Below are 18,999 nucleotides of genomic sequence, written 5' to 3' on the forward strand. Positions count from 1 at the left end.
GCCTCCCCGAACCATTCTCCGCGCACCTGCGCTTCCACCGAGCAGTAATCACCCACGCTCAGATGCTCGCGAAAGTAAGACTTCGCGTGCTTCAAATTCATCTGTGCTTTTGGACTCAGCATGGGTTCAGGCGCGACTCGCGCGCGTTTAACTTAGGAAACGCATCCGCGTTTCTCTCCAGGTGGGACGCCCTACTCCTTACGCTGCCGCGTAACGTTTGAGATTTCGTAAAAACGACTGGCATGTCGCATTTGCTCGCGCGTCAACCCACGCGACCAACGACACACCTGCTGAAATGAGGTCACGCACAGGGGCGGCCGCTGACCTAATTCCCGACCGAGCAAGACACCGCGCCAACATTCCGCTGCGCTCCACTTTTGGCCCGGCGACTTGCCCTGGCGGGAACATAAACGGCACACGCGCGAAGACTCTGGGCACGGTCGTCGCTCCGCCCGCCGTCCGCCTGCGCGGGCTGCCTACGGCAACTCCGCTCCGGCTCCCGGCCAGCTGCGTTCCTCCCGTCCCGGAGACTTCGCGCAGGCCGACAGATCGTCCGACCCGCAGCCGATTCCGACTTGCCGAAAATAGGGACACTGGCCGATCCCCAAATAACAGCGGAACAAACCTCACTTCGACAGCCGACATCCGCAAATGCATGCATCAAGCGAGAAGCCTACGACGAAGTTGGTGCAGTCGTTTGCTCTTGGCGGGCACCTATAACGAGATGTGTGGTTAGATGTGACGAAGGAGGATGCTCTCGTAGAGCTCCTGCTTGCCGCTCTTCGGAGTTACCTCGCCTTGTTCATGGGCGATCTTGTGGAGGTCGGTGAGCGTAAGATTGCCGTCTTCGTAAGCCTTGCCGCTGCCGGTATCGAAACTGGCGTAGCGGGCTTTCACGAGGCCGGGTATCTCGGACTTGGTGAGAATCTTCTCGGTGGCGATGGCGGCGCGGGCGAAGGCGTCCATTCCGGATACGTGGGCGATGAAGATATCCTCAAGGTCGGTTGAGTTGCGGCGGATCTTCGCGTCGAAATTGACACCGCCGTGGCTGAAGCCGCCGGCTTTGATGATGACCATCATGGCTTCGGTGAGTTCGAGCGGATCGATGGGGAACTGGTCGGTGTCCCAGCCATTTTGCACGTCGCCACGGTTGGCATCGACGCTGCCGAGGAGACCGGCGTCGGCGGAGACTTGCAGTTCGTGCGGGAAGGTGTGGCCGGCGAGCGTGGCGTGGTTGACCTCGATGTTGAGAGCGAAGTCGGCGAGCAGGTTGAACTCGCGCAGGAAGCCGATGACGGTCGCGGCATCGAAGTCATACTGGTGCTTGGTGGGCTCGCAGGGCTTGGGCTCGATGAAGAACTTGCCCTTGAAACCTTGGGCGCGGGCGTAGTCGCGGGCGATGGTGAGGAAGCGGCCGAGGTGTTCGCGTTCACGCTTCATGTCGGTGTTGAGCAGCGAGAGGTAGCCTTCGCGGCCACCCCAGAACACGTAGCCTTCGCCGCCAAGGGCGATGGTGGCGTCGATCGCTCCTTTGAGTTGGCCACCAGCGCGGGCGAGGATGGAAAACTCGGGGTTGGTGGACGCGCCGTTCATGAAGCGCGGATTGCTGAAGAGATTGGCGGTGCCCCAGAGGAGTTTCACTCCGGAGGCGGCCTGCTTCTCTTTCAGATACGGAACAATGGCGGCCATGCGTTTCTCGAACTCGGCGAGCGTGGTGTCGGACTCGTCGATGATATCGGTGTCGTGGAAGCAGTAGTAGGGCGCGCCGATCTTGGTGATGAACTCGAAAGCGGCGTCGGCTTTATCCTTGGCGCGCTGGATCGGGTCGGCGGCGGTGAGCCAGGGCATGGGACGCGTGGGCGCGCCGAACGGATCGCCGCCGTTGCCACAGAAGCTGTGCCAGTAAGAGACGGCGTAACGCAGCCAGCTTTCGAGCGAGCGACCGGCAACGACGCGGTTGGCGTCGTAATAACGGAACGCGAGCGGATTGGAGGAATCAGGGCCTTCGTAGGCGATGCGGCCGATGTTCGGGAAGTAGGTTTTGGAACCGGTGGTGAGTTTCGTGGGCATGGGAGCTTGGGAGAAATTGGAACTGAATCAGGAAAGAGCCTTGGCGAGCGCAGCTTCCCAACGCGCGGCTGCATCTTGGCAAGGGGCGACGAGTGCGGGGTTCGGATGGATGGTCTCGATAACCTCGAGGCCGGTGAAGGCGTCGGCGGGCTTTGAGTAGATACCTGCTCCGATACCCGCGCCGCGAGCGGCACCGGCGGAGCCGTCGGTGCGGACGAGCTCGATACTCACGTCGAGCGTCGCGGCGAGCGTGTCACGGAATACTGGGCTGAGGAAAAGATTGGCGTTGCCCGCGCGGATTTTCTTCGGCGTGAGACCGGTGGCCTTCATGCCGGCGATGCCGTGACTGAACGAGAATGCGATGCCCTCTTGCACGGCACGCGCGAGGTGACCGGGCGTGTGGCGGAGGAAATCGAGACCGCTCCACTGCGAACCAATGCGGCGGTTGCCGAGCATGCGCTCGGAGCCGTTGCCGAAGGGAAGCACCGAGAGGCCTTCGCTTCCAGCAGGCACGGCGGCGGCGAGCGCGTTGAGCTGGGGATACGAGAGATTGGCGCCGAGCGTGCGGCGCAGCCATGCATAGAGGATGCCGGTGCCGTTAATGCAGAGGAGCACACCGACACGCGGATCGGCCGCAGTATGATTGACGTGGGCAAAACCGTTGACGCGGCTCTGCGAGTCGTAGGCGAGTTTGTCGGTCACGCCGTAAACGACGCCCGAAGTGCCGCCGGTCGCGACGATTTCACCAGGATTTAGCACGTTGAGCGAGAAAGCGTTGTTGGGCTGGTCGCCTGCGCGGTAGGCCACCGGGATGCCGGCGGGCAAGCCGAGCTCGGCGGCTACGGAAGCAAGCACACCGGCCTGTTTGCCAAAAGTCGGCGTGAGCGCAGAAAGGAGAGAACGATCGAGCCTCCAGTGATCGAGCAGGAAATCGGCGGGGGCGTTGGTGGAAAAATCCCAAAGAGTGCCTTCGGAAAGACCGGAGACCGTGGTCTGCGCTTCACCGGTCAGACGCAAGGCGAGGTAGTCCCCAGGCAACATGATTCTGCGGATGCGTGCAAAATTGGCCGTCTCATTTTGTTGAACCCAGCGCAGCTTCGACGCGGTGAAGTTTCCGGGCGAGTTCAGCAGGCGGCCGAGACAGACCTCGACGCCGAGTTCGGCAAAGGCCTGCGCACCGATCTCCACGGCCCGGCTGTCGCACCAGATGATGGCGGGACGCACGGGTTGCTGATGCGTATCGAGCATGACGAGTCCGTGCATCTGGTAGGAGATGCCCATGGCGACGATTCGAGATGTGTCTCGTCCGGCGAGCGCGGCGCGGATAGCGAGCGCGGTGTGTTTCCACCACATCGCCGGATCCTGCTCGGCCCAGCCCGGCTGGGGCGCGGAAATAGGCAGCTCCTCACCCTGCGGTGATTGCGCCGAGGAAACGACGCGGCCGGTGGCTGCATCAAGAAGCGAGGCTTTGACGGCAGAGCTGCCGAGATCGAGTCCGAGAAGGAACATGGCGGGGAGTAAAGCGCCCCATTCTATCAGGAAGTCAGTTACGTTACCTTCACAAAAAGACCATAACGCCCTCAAATTAGCACAATCGGAAAGGAATCATGTCCGCCCCGACCGGCGGAATTCCGATGGAGTGCGTCCGGCCACGAGCCGGAACTGGCGAGCGAAGTAGTTGCTGTCGCCAAAACCCGTCTCAATACCGATCTCCGTCATGGAACGATTGCTCTGCCGGAGAAGTCGTTTGGCCGCCTCAATGCGCAGGCCGATGAGATAATCGATGGGTGATTTACCCGTCGCTTGCCGGAACACCCGCAGCAGATTCGTGCGCGAAACGCGCGCAAATCTGGCCATCTCCGCGAGTGTCCACGGTTCGTTGAAACGTTGTTCGAGCGTCGAGATAAGCTTTCCCATTTCAAGCAACGCGCGACTCTCGCGCACGTCGCTTTCACCGTAGCGACGCGACAGAAAAACCATCAGTTCGATAAGAAGGCCCAGGAGAATCGCCTCATGGCCGGGATAAGCCTGCTTTGACTCTGATTCGATGCGCTCGACCAACGCCTCGGCCGCACCCAAATCCTCGCGATCAAGCTGTAACCTGCTCGAAAATTGGTGTGCACTCCGAAACGTCGGTTCCAGCAAAAAAAGCGCACTATAACCCGGCAGCCGGCGCAGTAAACCTGCAGGCAACAAAACGCGCATGGGGTCATACATGACATTGACGACAACGAGATCTTCGCGATCACGGAAGCTGTGCACCTGGTTGCCCTGCACGACGAACACATTGCCCGCCACAACCGGAAAAGATTCTCCCTCCAAAAGGTGCCGGCCTCGTCCGCGCAAAATCAAAACCAATTCACTGAAGTCATGATAATGGTCGATTTCGGTAACGTCATTTCTGTGGGATGGACGTCCGCCCGGCTCTGTGCGCACCCGGCGTGCCGTGATCGGAAACCCCTCTGCGCCGAAATAATCGATGCCTTTTGCCAGCACTGCCATTAATCCAGTAGCACAAACAGAGAACTTTTCCGCAATAGGATTAACTAACGATCATTCAATCTACGGCACCCAAACTACAGCAGGTCTAATCACTCAAAAGTTCACATCAACTTAGTGCGAGGTCGGCCCGCACGTATGTCGCGGCGAATCCCATGCATACCACAGAAACGTCAAATGTTTTTCGTTCCGACCTCTATTCCAAGATCGGCAACGATGGAGTTAAACTTCAACGGCATGATGGTCGGCACGACCGTCTCCATCAGGGTGAAGCAAAAATCACCCGATAACAGAAACAGCAAAACTGTGATCATGCCTGCCTTGATATAGACGAGCGTGCCGACTTTGAAACGACTGTCGGCGGCGGGCGCGGACGCCACGTTACGTCGCGCGCGGAGGGGGGATGCATGGAGTGCGAGGTGAAGACTGCCGTGAACGCCCGGACTTACGGAGTGCCCTCGGGCACGACGGTGCTCGGAATGACGACACCGGGGTGTTTCCACACACGGATGTAATCGATGACAAAATCCCAGTTGGATTCGTCGGCGGTCATCAGCTTCATGTCGTCCTTGGCGAATTCGATGCCGAGGCTGTTGCAGATCAGAATGTGCGCGGCGGGCGCATTCCACTCGTAGTAGGTCTGCTTGATGGGGCGGCCGTCGAGCAGCCAGACGGGACGGTTTTCCTGCCAGTCGAGCGCGAAGACATGGAACTCCTCCGAGAAATCCATGCCCGGCGTGTAGTGACCTTTGCGAAACACCGAGAAAATATCATAAGGCATTCCGTATTTCTCGGGCTTCTTGTTGGTCTGCACATTGGACTCAAAGGTTCGCGGCGTCGCCTGGTTCCTGAAACCGAAGAACTCGAAGATATCGATTTCGGGCGGCCACGGGAGTTTGGAGAACGTGCCGTTTTCATATTGGATGCCGGGGTTGATCCAGAAGTTGGGCCAGGAGCCGACCCCCTTGGTGACCTTGCAGCGCATCTCGACATACATGCCGGGGACAAACGGAATCTTGGAGCGCAGCATGCCCGACTCGATGCCCCGGCGATGCAAACCGCCTCCCGGGGGAATGCGGCCCTTGAGGGTCAACGTGTCGTCACCAAACACGTGCAGCGAACGCGGATCACCCTCCGGATAATCGCGGTGGTAGCTCCAGTAAGTGGATAGAATGTCGAGCTTCGCACCGTCGTAAATGTAGCGGAAATAAAACTCTTGATCGAGCTGGCCCTTGTTGCGAATGGTCGCGTCGGCGCGCTTGTTGCCGAAAGTCCAGTCCTTCACCAGCAGCCATTCCTGACCGTAAGGCACCGTGTGGTTTTTCGGCGAGGTCGAGCTCGTGATGTAGGGCTTGGTCGGAGCTTCCGGTGCGGCAGGAGCCGACGCGGCGGCGGCGCTTTTGAACGCAATGGGCTTGGCCACGATGATGGTCGTGGGCTTTTTGAGTGCCTGGACAAAGAGCTTCACGCGAATAACGCGCGAGCGATCCAAGGCGTAGCCGGGTTGGCCGAAGGATTTCCCGAAGACAACTTTGACCGTCTGGGTCGCACCGGGAGCAACGGTGGCCACCTCGGAGTTGGCCGGATTGGGATCGTCAGTCGGAGGATTATCGACCTTGAGCGTGACCGCGACCGGATCGGTGCCGGGATTGTGCACGGCGATGCCGATGCCGGCGTAACCGGAGAGGTCCCAGCCTTCTTTCGGCACCGGAAAATTGACGCCGGGGTAACCCTTGAGCACGGGGAAATCGATTTTGATCAGGCGCGAACCGTTGAGATCGGTGATGCCGGCGCTGACGCCGGCGTCGGACTGGAGGTCGCCGAGATTAAGCGTGCCCTCATAGCTGTAGAGTTCTCCGGTAACCGGCGGAACGACCCCGGCGGCGCGAGCCGACGACGGAAAGAAATTCAGGGCCAGAAAGGAAGCGAGCACCGCAAAGACGATGGCCGGAAATCGACCGGGGCGAAGAACAGGGGAGGAACTCATAATGTCAGGAAGGGGCGGTGTAGGAAGGACGCCTGTCGCGAAGGACCAAACGTCGAGTAAGAGGTAAGGCCAAACAGACGATGAATCGATTGCCTGATCGTGCAGGCCACGACCGAGCATCCACTCAGTCGAAGTCGTGTTTTTCCACAATCGCCGGATTGATGAACAGTTAATCCGATCCCTCCCCCTGCGCCAAAGTCGAAAACTTCGCCTTATGCCTCCGAGTGCAGGATGAGCGTATGGAATGATTCCGGCGCCAGCGTAAGCACGTAATCCGCCCCATCGGCCAGAGTGAGCCGGAGGGTGCGCTCCGTGGTCGCGGCGTTTTGGATCACCGCCACCGTTTCGCCGCCGGGATTAACAAAGCCCACCGCGTTCACACACCAATTACCGGCGAGTTCGAGACGCCGGGCACCGCGCCGGACATAGGCCGAGAAGTGCCGCATGAGATAAAACTCGGGGTTGTAAATCGCCCGCCCGGTCGCGGGATCGATCGTGATCATCGCGTTTTGATTCCAGCCCCACGTGCTGGCTCCGCCCGGCTCCAGCACCATGTTCCAGTAAACGTAGGCACTCACGCCGTTTTGCAGGTAGTGCCAGATCAGGTCGAAAACGTAGTGGGCCTGATACCACGAATTCGTGCCGTCGCAGCACTCGTTTTCCGTCTGCACGATGGGCAGCTCCGGGTAGGCCAGATGCGTGCGCTGCACCGCGCCTTTGCCCGCCCATTGATAGCCGACGCCTTTCACGATCCCGCGGACTTTTTCATCGTCGAGAATGAATCCGGCCCAGTCCTTGTAGCCCTCGCGTGCCCCGTAGTGGTCGATGCCGCGCTCGATGGTTCCGAGCCAGATTTGACAGGGCAGACCGGCACTTTCAAATTCAGGCGAAAGGTAGTCGCGGATGAAGTCGCGCATCTGCGGCGGAGTCCACACGCACGAAGGAAACTTCTGATCGGAGTTGGGCTCGTTCTGCACATGCACCGCGGCGATCTGCACGCCTTCGACCGCGCAGGCTTCGACAAACTTGCGGAAATACAACGCATACGCGCGGAGATTGTCGGGCGTCTGGATCAAGGTCCCCCGATTGTAGGCTTTCGGGAATTTCATCCACGTGGGCGGCGACCACGGGGACGCGAACAGCGTCATCTCCGGACAATAAGCCAGGCTCTCTCGAATATACGGCAGGAGGTAACGGCGATCCCGTTCGATGGAAAACCGCTCCATCGCGAAATCGCCGTCGTGCTCGTTATGGCTATACCATTCGGCGGCATAGTCGTTGGCGCCGATCGGCAGCCGGCAGTAGTTGAAAGCGCAGCCCTTCTCGGGATCAAAAAGCGCGGCCATCACCGTGCGCCGTTCGACCTCCGGTGCTTTTTGCAGCGCGATCCACCCCAGTTCGTTGAAACACCCCCCGAATCCCAAAATCGGTTGGCCGACCGGCCCGCCGATGCGCAACCGGGCGGAAGCAGGGGCTTCGCCCTCGCCGGCGGGCGGAAGAGTTTGCGTTGTCCAAGGCTGGTTGGCCGTGCTCTGGATCCACTGGATTCTCATGATGATTTCAAAATGCGAGGACCCTGGCGCTCTTCGACGCCAGACATCGGTTAACAGTTATTCAGCACTGCGGTTGTTTGCCCGTAACGTTTTCAAGAACGTTTTTCCGGATGAAAGATACCCTGCACTACGGATGCTGGTCCAAGGACGAAGCCGGGCTGCCCTGCTTCGACGGACGCTTTCTTGGCGCGGCAGCCATCGAGCGGCCGTTCACCCACGGCTTTTCGAGCGGGCGCCTGCAGGTGCTCGTCAACCGTCAGGGCCTCGTGCGGCTTTTTACCACGGAGGGCGGCTACACCGATCTCTGCGCGAACACCTTCAGGGCGAGAAGCGGACTTTATCTGGAATTTGAACGAGGCATGGATCGCTTTCCGCTCATCCATGACGGCTTGGCGACGAAACTATCGGTGCGCTACGGCATCGGCTACGCCCGCTACTCGGCAATCTGGCGTGATGCGCACGGCGGCGAACTCACCGTGGAACAGGAGTTTTACACTCCTCCGGACAAACAGCCGCGCCTGGCCGCGTGTTTCCGGCTCACCAACAGCGGCGATGTGCGCGTGTCCGGCCGCCTGCGTCTGCGTTCCGACGTGGTTCCCGGCGGCGAACCAGGCCCGTCACCGCGCGTGGTCGCGGCCGCACCCGGCTCCGTTTCGTGGAAAAACTTCCATTCCGGCCTCGGTGATTTTCAATTACGCGGAGACGCCACGTTCGGCTCCGGCGAATCCGAAGGCATTTCGCTGCTATTGTCGTCGGAGCTCGATCTTGCGCCCGGTGAAAGCCGCCTGGTGACCGCCCAGGTTGGCTATGGTTGTGACGTTCTGCCTGACGCGCCCCCGCCTGAAACCTCCCGCTTCGCCTGGGCGGCTCAACTCGGCGATCTCCAGTTTCACGACAGGGAAACGTGGATGGGCGACGAAGCGGTCTGGAGCGCCGGCCAGCTTTATTCCTACCTCGCGTGGGACAACTCCGTGGGCGAACACTATCTCAATCTCGGCGGATACGGCTGGGTGGGTTTCGGTGCCCGCGAAGTGCCTGAGACCGCTCTCGCAGTCGCCGGCCATGACCCGGCGCTTGCGTTCGGTTGCCTGCGCTGGACCGCCAAGATTCAATACGCGAACGGCGACATTCCCCACTGCCACGCTTTCCGCCGTCCCGCCGCCGGTGAAACCCTTTCGACCGGCCACAACGAAAGCGACAACGAGATCTGGTTCGTGCTCGCCTGCGCCGAGGTCGTCCAACTCACCGAAAACACCGCTTTCTTCGACGAAGAGCTTCCTTTCTGGGAGGGCGAAACCGCCACCGTATGGGAACACCTTCGCCGCGCCGTCCGCTGGATTTTCACGGGCGTCGGCCTGGGTTCGCACGGCCTCATCCGCATCGCCGACGGCGATTGGAACGACTACCTTTCCCTCGTCGGCGCGCGCGGCTTCGGCGAATCCATGATGAACACCGGCATGGCATGCCGCGCCCTGGACCAACTCATTCCCTTCGCCCGCGCCCGCGATCCTCACTTTGCCCGCGAATGCGAAGAACGCCTCGCCGCGCTTCGCACCGCCGCCACCGCGGGCTTCGACCGGCACTGGTTCGTGCGCGGTTACACCGACGAAGGCGCGCCGTTCGGCACCCTCGCGGACGACCGTGTTTTCCTGAATGCCCAAAGCTGGTGCGTCCTCGGCGGCTGCGGCACGCCCGCCATGCGCGAGAGCGCGATGCGCGCCGTGCTTGCGAAATGCCGGAGCGCCATCGGCCTCACCCTCGTCAGCCGTCCTTATCCGAGTCCGCCTCCGCCCGACGTATCCACCTGTCCGATACCTCCGGGTGAAGGTGAAAATTCCGGCATCTGGCCGCAGACCGTTCACTGGGCGATCTGGGCGCTTTGCGAACTCGGCTGGCGCGACGAGGCGGAGGAAGTCTGGAAGCTGATGAGTCTGCGCAACCACGCGACCGTCCACCCCGAGGTGCCCTTCGGGATTTTCAACGGTCCCGACTGCTACTCATCCCATCATGCCGGCGAACGCGAGGGCTGGACGCAGGTCGAAATGCTCGAGCGCGCCAAATTCCCTCCCATGAACCCCATGGTCGCCTGGCAGTCATTTAGCCTTTCCCGCATCGGCAATCTCCCGGCTCGCCAAACCCCTCTCGCACTCAACTCATGAAACTGCCCCTTCGCCCCCTGCTCGCTTTGTTCGCTGGTCTGCTTGCTTTCAACGGTGACCTTCCCGCGCAAACCGGTCCCACACCCTACCCCGATCCCAAGAACGAAGCCGCCTGGCCCGGGGTCGGCCCCATCCGCACCGGCGCATGGATGAGCGAAAACCGCGCTTATTACTGGACCCAGCGCGCCCAGGATCAGGGTGGCGTGGTCTTCGTCGGCGACTCTCTCATTGGCGGATGGAAGGACATCGGCGCCGCTTTCCCGGGACTGAAAATCATCAAACGCGGTGTCGGCGGTGACACCAGTCGAGGCACGCTCTTCCGCTTTCAAGAGGACGTCGTTGATCTGAACCCGCGCGCCATCGTGTTTTGCGTCGGCACCAACGACCTCAGTGCGCATGGCCGTCCCGAAGACGTGATCTCCAACCTTGGCACGATGGTGGACATTGCGCGCCGCGCCAACCCCGCCCTCCCGATCATCATCTGCACAATCCCCCCGCGCAACGTCCCCAAGGCTCCCGTCCAACCCGGCGCCTTGCCGCGTCTCAACGCACTCCTTAAGCAGTTCGCCGCCGGTAAACCCGCCGTCGCCGTCGTCGATCTGTTTCCCGCCTTCGCCACCCCGGCCGGCGAACCCGATCCCGCCTACATCAAAGAAGACGGCATCCATTTTGCCGCCCCGGCTTACGAAAAATGGGCCGCCCTGCTCCGCCCCGTGTTTGATTCCTCGGGAATAAAGTAATCCTATCCGCCCGGGACAGTGCCGCGCACTTCCCGGACACCCCTCCGCCCCACCCCGCCCCATCATGTCTCCCCGCGCCCAGCCCCGGTGCCGCCGCTCCGGCTTCGCCTTGCTGATCACCATCACGCTCCTCGCGTTTTTGGTGCTTCTGCTTGTTTCCCTCGCCTCGCTCACTCGCGTCGAGACGCAGGTCGCGGCCAACAACCAGCAGCTCACCCGTGCGCGCCAGAATGCGCTCATGGGCCTGAACATCGCGCTCGGCCAGCTTCAGCTCATGATGGGCCCCGATGCGCGCATCAGCGCCCCCGCCTCTCAGAAGGGTGATGGCATCGCCTCGTATGCCACGGCCGACGCGGACAACAACCCCAACTGGATCGGCGTGTATCGCCAAAATCCCTCCGCCGCCACTCCGCGCGATCCCCAACTGCTGGCCTGGCTGGTCAGCGGCAATCAAACACTCACCGTAAACACCTCCACGGCTAACACCCCGCCCGTCACGCCCGACTTCGCCGTCACCACGGCAAGCGGTCCGCTATCCAAGTCCGTCACCGCCGAAACCTCCGGACTTAAAATCGGCAGCCGCGACGCCGTCCTGCTGGTCGGCCCCGCCAGCACGCTCGAAGTGCCCGCGACCGCCGCGCCGGCTTCCGTTGCCGAACGGTTCGTGGTCGCTCCCACCGAGCCGATCACCGCCGCCGCTGGGACCGTTCCGGGTCTCGACCCAGCGATCACTCCCACCATCGGCCACTTTGCCTACTGGGTCGGCGACGAGGGCGTAAAGGCCAAGGCCTCCATCAACGACCCGTGGCTAAACCCCGCCGCCGTCACTCCGTCCACTCCTGCGGCCCAGACCGAAGACTATCGGTTTATCAACGCCCAACGCCTCGGGATCGAAGCCGTCGGACAGGACACTGCTGACACGAGACTCGGGGCCTCCTTCCCCGGCGCCGACCCTGTGTTTCTGGCAGCACTTCCCAAGGCGCTTTCACTCGCCCAGCTCCCCCTTGCCAACGCCGATCCGGCGGGACGAACCGCTCTCGGGCTCGCGGCCAAAAGCCGTTTCCACGATCTCACCCTCGACTCCTACAGCCTTCCCGTCGATGTCGCCCGGGGCGGGCTCAAACGTGATCTCGGTGCTTGGATCAGATCCGCGATGTCCACGCCCCATCCATCGTCGCCCGCCTCGCCGGACGACAACTTCATCACCCCGGGTGATCCGGCGGACCCCTCCAAGTTCAGCCTGCCCAAATGGCAGCTGATACGCGACTACGCAACCACGACCACCGGCAACACCGCCGTCCAGCCAAGCCGGCAGACCGCCACGCAGCAAGGCGTCGCCCCGGTCATCACGTATTTGAGAATGGGATACAACCTCACGTGCCCGGCCGCCGACACCCCGCCGGACTTCAATATCATGCCAGTCGTCACGCTGTGGAATCCCTACAACGTAAAACTTGCCGCCAAGACCTACGAGTTCTGCGTCCAATACTCCAACCTCGTGCCCGCCTCGGCGACCGGCGCAGGGCTTCGCTATCGGACCGGCGCCTACAGTCCCATTTCGCCCACCAACCCCGCCCTCGAGCCCGAGGACTTCGACCTGATGGTCATACGCGTGAAGCACGGCTCCAGCCCCATCGTCACCAAGGAGTATGGAGAAAACCCCTCCGACACCGAAGCCGAATACTTTCGTTTCAAGCTGGAAGTCTCCCGGGATATGGAGCCGGGCGAGAGCCGTATCTTCACGATCTGCGACGCGGTCGACAGTCCCGACGGCTACGACGGCACGCTCTACAAAGGCGGCGTCTCCAAGCTCAGCGACCGCGGCGCCCTCAGAAATGATGTGGGTATCAACAATGCCGTGCGCATGCAGGGCCAGGTTCCGTTCAACCAATACATCGTAGCGCAAACCCAGACCATCTTTCTGGAATGTTTTCCCCAGACCAGCTCGACCACTTACAACTCCGCGCGCATGGAGGTGCTGCTGACCGAACCGCTCCCCTCCTCCATCGCGCCCGGCAACATCACGGCGGTCCGGCAATACCTTCGCGCCAACGCCTATCAAAAAATCGTCGGTGCCGGCGTCGAATGGCGGTTCACCATGAACAGCCGCACGATCCCGCCCCAGAATACCGGCGAGCCGCTCCTGTATCACCGTTTGGAGCTGATGATGTCGGATCTGCCGACCACGCCGCCGGAATCCAATGCACAGGACCGATTGGACAAACCCAACCCGGGCGCCCCTCGCTGGCTCTCCACGCTCAATCCGCAGGCCTCCATCATGCTGCGCAAGCCGTTCGTCGAACAGGTTTCCAGCGGGTATCGCTCCAACTTCAACCCGTCCTACCTCACGGAATTCTACGTGGAGCCGCCCGTCGGCGGCACGACGCTGAACTTGACCAAACACGACATACCCAACGCCGATTCCCAAGGCCGCGTCTCCGCCGGCACCCGTGTGTCCATTACTTCGGGCGGCGCCCAAAACATGGTGATACGCGAACTTCCGTCGCCCGATGTCCCACTGTTCTCGATCGCCCAGCTTCAGCACGCCAACGCTTCGCTCATCAACCTGAACCCCGCCTACGCCATCGGAAATTCGCACGCCAATCTCTACGTGAACCGCAACGCTTCCTTCACGGTGCTGCCCACCGACGACTCGTTCGCTCTCTCCGACCCCACCGGTTTCCCGAGCAGGGCCGTGTTCAACCGGATCTACGATCTCTCCTACTGGCTCAACCAGGCGCTCTGGGACGGTTATTTTTTCTCTACCGTTCCCGACACGCTCACTGTTACCCAGGCGGAAGCCGCCAGCTACCGCCTGCCCAACAGTCGACACGCGTTCGTCTGGTCTTCCGGCGGCGCCAACGCTGCCGACGTCGCCGCGCTCAAGACCGTTGATCAAGCCGCCGCGCACCTCCGCATCGATGGCGGCTTTAACGTCAACTCCACGTCCATCCAAGCTTGGCGCGCCCTGCTCCACACACACAACGGCATCGCCACCGATCCCGCCGACCCGCTCAACAAACACCCCTTCTCCCGCTTCAGCACCGCGCTTTCGCGCCCGTTTGCAGGCATCACGCCCAATGACACGTGGATGGGTTACCGCATTTTGTCCGACGCCCAAATCGACGACCTCGCCCCGAGGATCGTCGCCGAAATCCGCGCCCGCGGCCCCTTTCTCTCGCTGGCGGACTTCGTCAACCGTCGTCTCGTCGCCGACCGCACCGGACTGAAGGGCGTGCTGCAGGCCGCCATCGATGCCGGAACCATCAACCAAGACAGCGCCAACGACGGCCTGAAGTCCGACACGTATCCTCGCGACATCAAGGACAGCTCCGGAAAAGTCCCCCAGGACATCGAACAACAAATCGTTTATTCCGGCACGGTGAACGCCGCCAACACCGCCCCCGACACCACGCAATCCGCCGCTTCCCGCGCGGCCCTCACCCCGGGCTACCTGTCGCAGGCCGACCTGCTCACCGCCATCGGCCCCTCGCTCACCGCACGCTCCGACACCTTCCGCATCCGCACCTATGGCGACAGTCAAAATCCCGCCACCGGTGAAATCTCCGGGCGTGCCTGGTGCGAAGCCGTCGTCCAGCGCTGTCATGAGTATCTGGATACTACTGACGCCGCGACCGTCGCTCCCGCCGATCTCGGCGCCACCGCCAACCAGACTTTCGGCCGCAGGTTCAAAATCATTTCTTTCCGCTGGCTCTCCGCCCATGACATCTAATTCCCTTCACCGCCTGGCGCTTGTCTTCGCGCTCGCCCTCGTTGCCGGCATCGCGCCCGCCCGAGCCGTCCAATTCCGCCTCCTCGCCTGGGGTTCATATGATCTCAACCTCCAGTTTCAGAATGGAAAGGGCGCGCAGGAACTCGCCGTTTTCCCCAAAAGCTTTTCCATCACTTACGAAATCCCGCAAGGACCCATCGTGCTTTTCAAGACGGTCGAGGTGGACGGAAAACCCCAACGCCAGACCGCCTGCACGATTGTAGTGCCTCCAGAGATACAACAGGCCCTCGTCATTCTAGTTCCTGCCGACGACTCCAACGCGCCTTACCGCAAGGTCCTCCCCAACAGCCAGGGCCTGGTGAGCAAGGAGGCGGCGCTGCTCTACGACTGCGTTGTCCTCGACAACTCTCCGGCCGCCCACCCCGTTGGCACTATCGAGTTCCGCAATTTTTCAAGACTCCCCATTGCCATCAATATCGCCGACCGACAATTGACCCTGCCGCCGCGGGACAAGACCCAGGTTCCGATCACCGAGGGAGCCAAACGAATGGCCTTCCGTGCGGCCGCCCAGCTCGAAAACGGAGACTGGAAACTGCTTTCCAGCAGTCCGCTTCCTATAAGCGGTGCCGGTCGCGTCCTGGTGATTCTCCGGGACCGTCCTGAAAAATCGAGCCGCCCCGACGAGCCGAACATCGCCATCGTTCCGCTGTTCGACTGGACGCCTCCGCCTTCTCCGGAACCCGTCGCCCCGCAACAAGTATCGTATCGGCGCTAGGCGGCGATCTTCAGGATTTTTAACCGCGACCGCCGGCGGCCGAAATCGTGCCCTCCCGATCCGCCTTCAGACTGGTTTCTTTTTCATTCGCCTCGTAGGGCAAATAACCACCTTCGGCGCGAAGGCGCGCACGCAACGCATCTGTGTCCACGGCGTGCACGTCACCCGCGTTGTCCGCCGCGGCCAGCGCGGCGGCGATGCCTGCCGCCTCGCCCATCGCGAGACACACCGGCATCACCCGAATGCTGCCTTGCACGATACGTTCGCACGAGATTGAGCGCCCGGCCACGAGCACATTTCTCAAACCGCGCGGCGTAAGACAGCGATACGGCACGCCGTGCGACTCGCCTTTGCCGTAGTGGACGAACTTCGAGACCCAGTCCTCGCCCTTGGCCGCCAGCTCCTTCTTGGTTTCGTGAAGATCGATGAAATACGAATTGCGGCAGATCTCGTCGGCGAACGTCCGACGCTCCAGGTAATCCTGCAACGTGAGCACGTAGTCGCCAGTCACCCGGCGTGTCTCGCGAATGCCAACAACCGATCCCGTCGCCGCCAAAAACGCGTTGCCGAACGCCGACGGAAAAAATTCCGCCAGCGCGTCGCGATAGGCCGCCGCCATGCGCCGGCCTGCGACCAACGCGCGGGACATCCCCTGCGGATCGGTGTTGTCCACCTGGAAAAGGTGCCCCGCGTTGAAGCCCACCGCACCGGGGCCCACAGGATTGTTGCAAATGTGGTGGTCGGGAATTTCCGGATATTTGCCCGAGGCGAGGATCGCGTGAATCGGGCTCTCGGTGTTCGTAAAATAGAGCGGCTGCCCGTGACGATACGCATAGTCATCCACGTTCGTGAGGATGAAACAATGCGTCCCCGGCTGCATCTGGCCCTTGTCGTCGCCTTTCAACGTGTCGGCGCCCGCCCACGTCGCGAGATCCGCGTCACCCGTGCAATCCACATAAACTTTCGCACGCAACGCGGTCAGTCCCGCCTTGTTGCTCACCAGAATCGCCGTGACGCCGCCTTCGTCGTCTTTTTCGACGGACGAAAGCACAGTATGAAAAAGAATGGACGCGCCCGCCTCGGTAACCAAGCGGTCATATACCCGCTTGAGCCGCTCCGCGTCGATCGGCACCCAGTCGAGGTCCTTCTCTTTGACATGGCTGACACCGTCCTTCGCCGCGGCGAAAACTTTTTCGGCCAGGCCGCGATAAATGATCTTCTCCTTGTCCGAAAACGGACACCACGCGGGCACGAGCGCGGAGGTTCCCGAGCCGCCCAGGCAACCCGAGGACTCGATGAGCAGCGTCCGTGCGCCCTCGCGTGCCGCCGCGGCCGCCGCCGTGCAACCCGACGGACCGCCTCCTGCGACAATCACATCCCAAGAGTCGTCGAGCGGGAGCGCGCGGGCAGGCAGGGAGAAGAACTTCATAAATTAACTCGCTCAGCGATTCCCGCGGCGACGAAGCGTGGCCAAACCCAAAACCGCGATTCCCGCCAGAGCGGCATACGTCGAAGGTTCGGGGACGGCACTGGTTGCAATGTTGAGATTGTCCATGCCCACAATGCCGGAGGCCGTGCTCGACATGCGGAAACCGACTTCGACGTCAGTGAACGCGGTGCCGGAAAGTGTGATCGAACTCGTTTGTGAACCGGCCGTCATCGTCAGCACGGGGGCGTTCGATCCGTTGATGCTGTAAGTCAGGGAAATATTGTTGAATGCGCCGAGGAGACCAATGCCGGTATCGGCGTTGTTGGCAAAGCTTCCGTTGTTAAGAGGACTGCCGGCTCCTGCAGTCGTCGGCACGGCGTTGTTCGAAAAACGAATCTGGTCGCTGGTGCTGCTGAAGTTGACATTGAAGATCGCTAGATATCCCTGCGATTCGTCCGCGGCATTGATGATGTAGATTCCGAACGAATTGTTCGACACGGTGAAACTGACGTCAGCCGAAATCGTGAGCGACGTCGATTGGCTGACCGTAAAAGACGAGATGCCCGCGGAGGCACCATTGGCGTCGTAAACATACGATGATCCGCTGCCATTGGCGGATTGCATATAATCATTGGCGCCACCGTTGGACGTCTGAGTGAGTGTCGCACCACCGGCGCTCAGCACGCGAAAGCTGTTCGTGAACTGGTTGGCGGTTTCAAAATCGAGGGGAACGGAATCCGCGTGCAGAGCGGACGCTCCAAACAGGAGGCCCGCGCAAATGGGGAGTAGGATTTTCATAGGATGTGGAAGGTGGGTAACGCCGGCATACTTCCCCTCCGCGGCGGACGTCTCAATTATTTCGTTGATTAACTGTTATTCTTGCCGTGAACCTCCGCCGCATGGGATCCACTATCCGTGAGCTTGCCACCGCCACGGGCCTGAGTGTCGCCACCGTTTCGATGGCCCTGCGCGGCACCGGCCGCATGTCCGCCGAGACCCGCGCCCGCGTCCAGGCGGCCGCCAAAAAAGCCGGCTACCAGCCGTCCCTGCTTCTCTCCAAGGCGCTCTCCATGGTGCGGCAGCCCGAAGGCAAGCGGCACTATCGAGAGACTCTCGGTTTCATCGCCGAATTCGCCGTGAAAGGCGGCCCCTCCTTCCAGCGCAATATTTACGAGGGCGCCGTCGAACGCGCCCACAAGGTGGGATTCAACATCGAGCCTTTTGTCCTCGCTGAAAAACCCGCCGAGCACCGCCAGCTTGGCCGCATGCTGCGCGCGCGCGGCATCCGCGGGCTCGTCATCATGCCGCGTCTCCTGCACCGCATGCCCCGCATGTTTATGCCGTGGGAGCATTTCGCCGCGGTGGAAATCGGCAAAACCATCTGGACGCCGCGCAACCTCCACCGCGTGGAGCGCCCTCTTTATTATGAACTCATCGAGGCCTTCCACGTGTTGAAGCGCGTAGGCTACAAACGCATCGGCCTGGCCGTGGAACCGATGGAGGACAAGAACCGCCGTGGCGTTTACACTGCGGCTTATTTGCTCTGGCAGCGACGTATTCGGCAGCCGCTCGCGCCTTTTTCGACCGAGGCCTGGACAATCGAAAAATTCCGCGTGTGGTTCGAGGAACAACGTCCCGATGTCATCGTCGTGCATGACACCCGCAGCATCCCCGTCTGGTTGAAAACCATGGGGGTAAAAGTCCCGGACGAGGTGTCCGTCTTCAGCTCCAATGTCGGCGAGACGAACATCTCCGGCCTGCGAGCGGATCTACCCGGATTGGGAAGCGGTGCGGTCGAAATGCTTTCACTCCTGCTCGATCACAACGAACTCGGCCTCTCCCCGCGGCCTCGCTGCTGGGAGGTCGAAGACTACTGGCAGCCGGGCGACACGCTGAGCCGGCCCATCGCCGATTACATCTCGGCCGACGGCACCGTCGTGCTCGGCCGCTTCGCAGGCAGTCCGTCCATCAGCGGCTGAATACGCGGTATTTCCCTCGTATTTCCCACGGGAGGGACCGCAGGCGCTGGTTAACAATTAATCGCGCGCTTTATT

At 61.4% G+C, this 18,999-nt stretch carries 13 protein-coding genes; 5 read left to right on the plus strand and 8 right to left on the minus strand.

Going from position 1 to position 18,999, the window contains the following annotated elements:
* Nucleotides 1-732 precede the first annotated feature (732 nt).
* The 6 genes from xylA to FPL22_RS04455 all read right to left on the minus strand — a co-directional run bounded on the left by xylA (nt 733) and on the right by FPL22_RS04455 (nt 8,109).
* Nucleotides 733-2,070: a xylose isomerase gene (xylA, locus tag FPL22_RS04430; protein ID WP_144228893.1), complete on the minus strand. Its 1,338-nt coding sequence runs from the start codon at nt 2,068-2,070 to the stop codon at nt 733-735.
* A 27-nt stretch (nt 2,071-2,097) separates the two neighbouring features.
* Nucleotides 2,098-3,579, minus strand: a complete 1,482-nt coding sequence (locus tag FPL22_RS04435) for a xylulokinase (RefSeq protein ID WP_144228894.1) — start codon at nt 3,577-3,579, stop codon at nt 2,098-2,100.
* A gap of 96 nt (nt 3,580-3,675) precedes the next feature.
* Complete coding sequence (locus tag FPL22_RS04440; RefSeq protein ID WP_144228895.1) at nt 3,676-4,572, minus strand: helix-turn-helix domain-containing protein; 897 nt, start codon at nt 4,570-4,572, stop codon at nt 3,676-3,678.
* Nucleotides 4,573-4,742: 170 nt separating this feature from the next.
* Nucleotides 4,743-4,949 (minus strand): hypothetical protein, encoded by a 207-nt coding sequence (locus tag FPL22_RS04445; protein ID WP_144228896.1) that lies wholly within the window; start codon nt 4,947-4,949, stop codon nt 4,743-4,745.
* A 65-nt stretch (nt 4,950-5,014) separates the two neighbouring features.
* Nucleotides 5,015-6,556 (minus strand): family 16 glycosylhydrolase, encoded by a 1,542-nt coding sequence (locus tag FPL22_RS18075; RefSeq protein ID WP_162525190.1) that lies wholly within the window; start codon nt 6,554-6,556, stop codon nt 5,015-5,017.
* 212 nt (nt 6,557-6,768) lie between these two features.
* Complete coding sequence (locus tag FPL22_RS04455; RefSeq protein WP_144228898.1) at nt 6,769-8,109, minus strand: glycoside hydrolase family 30 protein; 1,341 nt, start codon at nt 8,107-8,109, stop codon at nt 6,769-6,771.
* 110 nt (nt 8,110-8,219) lie between these two features.
* Between FPL22_RS04455 and FPL22_RS04460 the strand changes: the two genes are divergently transcribed.
* The 4 genes from FPL22_RS04460 to FPL22_RS04475 all read left to right on the plus strand — a co-directional run bounded on the left by FPL22_RS04460 (nt 8,220) and on the right by FPL22_RS04475 (nt 15,516).
* A complete protein-coding gene (locus FPL22_RS04460; RefSeq protein WP_144228899.1) occupies nt 8,220-10,268 on the plus strand; it encodes a GH36-type glycosyl hydrolase domain-containing protein in 2,049 nt (682 codons plus the stop codon).
* Nucleotides 10,265-11,008: a GDSL-type esterase/lipase family protein gene (locus FPL22_RS04465; RefSeq protein WP_144228900.1), complete on the plus strand. Its 744-nt coding sequence runs from the start codon at nt 10,265-10,267 to the stop codon at nt 11,006-11,008. The genes FPL22_RS04460 and FPL22_RS04465 overlap by 4 nt, the downstream gene beginning before the upstream one ends.
* 64 nt (nt 11,009-11,072) lie before the next feature.
* A complete protein-coding gene (locus FPL22_RS04470; RefSeq protein WP_144228901.1) occupies nt 11,073-14,741 on the plus strand; it encodes a helix-hairpin-helix domain-containing protein in 3,669 nt (1,222 codons plus the stop codon).
* Nucleotides 14,731-15,516: a hypothetical protein gene (locus FPL22_RS04475; protein ID WP_144228902.1), complete on the plus strand. Its 786-nt coding sequence runs from the start codon at nt 14,731-14,733 to the stop codon at nt 15,514-15,516. Before FPL22_RS04470 ends, FPL22_RS04475 begins: the two co-directional genes overlap by 11 nt.
* Before the next feature lie 19 nt (nt 15,517-15,535).
* Here the strand turns inward: FPL22_RS04475 and FPL22_RS04480 are convergent, their stop codons facing one another.
* The gene (locus FPL22_RS04480; RefSeq protein WP_144228903.1) at nt 15,536-16,945 is read right to left on the minus strand and encodes an FAD-dependent oxidoreductase; all 1,410 of its coding nucleotides are present in this window, start codon (nt 16,943-16,945) and stop codon (nt 15,536-15,538) included.
* Nucleotides 16,946-16,957: 12 nt separating this feature from the next.
* Complete coding sequence (locus FPL22_RS04485) at nt 16,958-17,743, minus strand: PEP-CTERM sorting domain-containing protein (RefSeq protein WP_144228904.1); 786 nt, start codon at nt 17,741-17,743, stop codon at nt 16,958-16,960.
* Between the two features lie 86 nt (nt 17,744-17,829).
* Between FPL22_RS04485 and FPL22_RS04490 the strand changes: the two genes are divergently transcribed.
* Nucleotides 17,830-18,924: a LacI family DNA-binding transcriptional regulator gene (locus FPL22_RS04490; protein ID WP_144228905.1), complete on the plus strand. Its 1,095-nt coding sequence runs from the start codon at nt 17,830-17,832 to the stop codon at nt 18,922-18,924.
* The last annotated feature ends 75 nt before the right edge of the window (nt 18,925-18,999 follow it).

The organism is Rariglobus hedericola (genome assembly GCF_007559335.1).
GTDB lineage: Bacteria > Verrucomicrobiota > Verrucomicrobiia > Opitutales > Opitutaceae > Rariglobus > Rariglobus hedericola.

Bases quoted from the DNA above. Each gene is read 5' to 3' on its own strand.
- xylA (WP_144228893.1), bottom strand. From the start codon at position 2,070: ATGCCCACGAAACTCACCACCGGTTCCAAAACCTACTTCCCGAACATC.
- FPL22_RS04435 (WP_144228894.1), bottom strand. From the start codon at position 3,579: ATGTTCCTTCTCGGACTCGATCTCGGCAGCTCTGCCGTCAAAGCCTCG.
- FPL22_RS04440 (WP_144228895.1), bottom strand. From the start codon at position 4,572: ATGGCAGTGCTGGCAAAAGGCATCGATTATTTCGGCGCAGAGGGGTTT.
- FPL22_RS18075 (WP_162525190.1), bottom strand. From the start codon at position 6,556: ATGAGTTCCTCCCCTGTTCTTCGCCCCGGTCGATTTCCGGCCATCGTC.
- FPL22_RS04455 (WP_144228898.1), bottom strand. From the start codon at position 8,109: ATGAGAATCCAGTGGATCCAGAGCACGGCCAACCAGCCTTGGACAACG.
- FPL22_RS04460 (WP_144228899.1), top strand. From the start codon at position 8,220: ATGAAAGATACCCTGCACTACGGATGCTGGTCCAAGGACGAAGCCGGG.
- FPL22_RS04465 (WP_144228900.1), top strand. From the start codon at position 10,265: ATGAAACTGCCCCTTCGCCCCCTGCTCGCTTTGTTCGCTGGTCTGCTT.
- FPL22_RS04470 (WP_144228901.1), top strand. From the start codon at position 11,073: ATGTCTCCCCGCGCCCAGCCCCGGTGCCGCCGCTCCGGCTTCGCCTTG.
- FPL22_RS04475 (WP_144228902.1), top strand. From the start codon at position 14,731: ATGACATCTAATTCCCTTCACCGCCTGGCGCTTGTCTTCGCGCTCGCC.
- FPL22_RS04480 (WP_144228903.1), bottom strand. From the start codon at position 16,945: ATGAAGTTCTTCTCCCTGCCTGCCCGCGCGCTCCCGCTCGACGACTCT.
- FPL22_RS04485 (WP_144228904.1), bottom strand. From the start codon at position 17,743: ATGAAAATCCTACTCCCCATTTGCGCGGGCCTCCTGTTTGGAGCGTCC.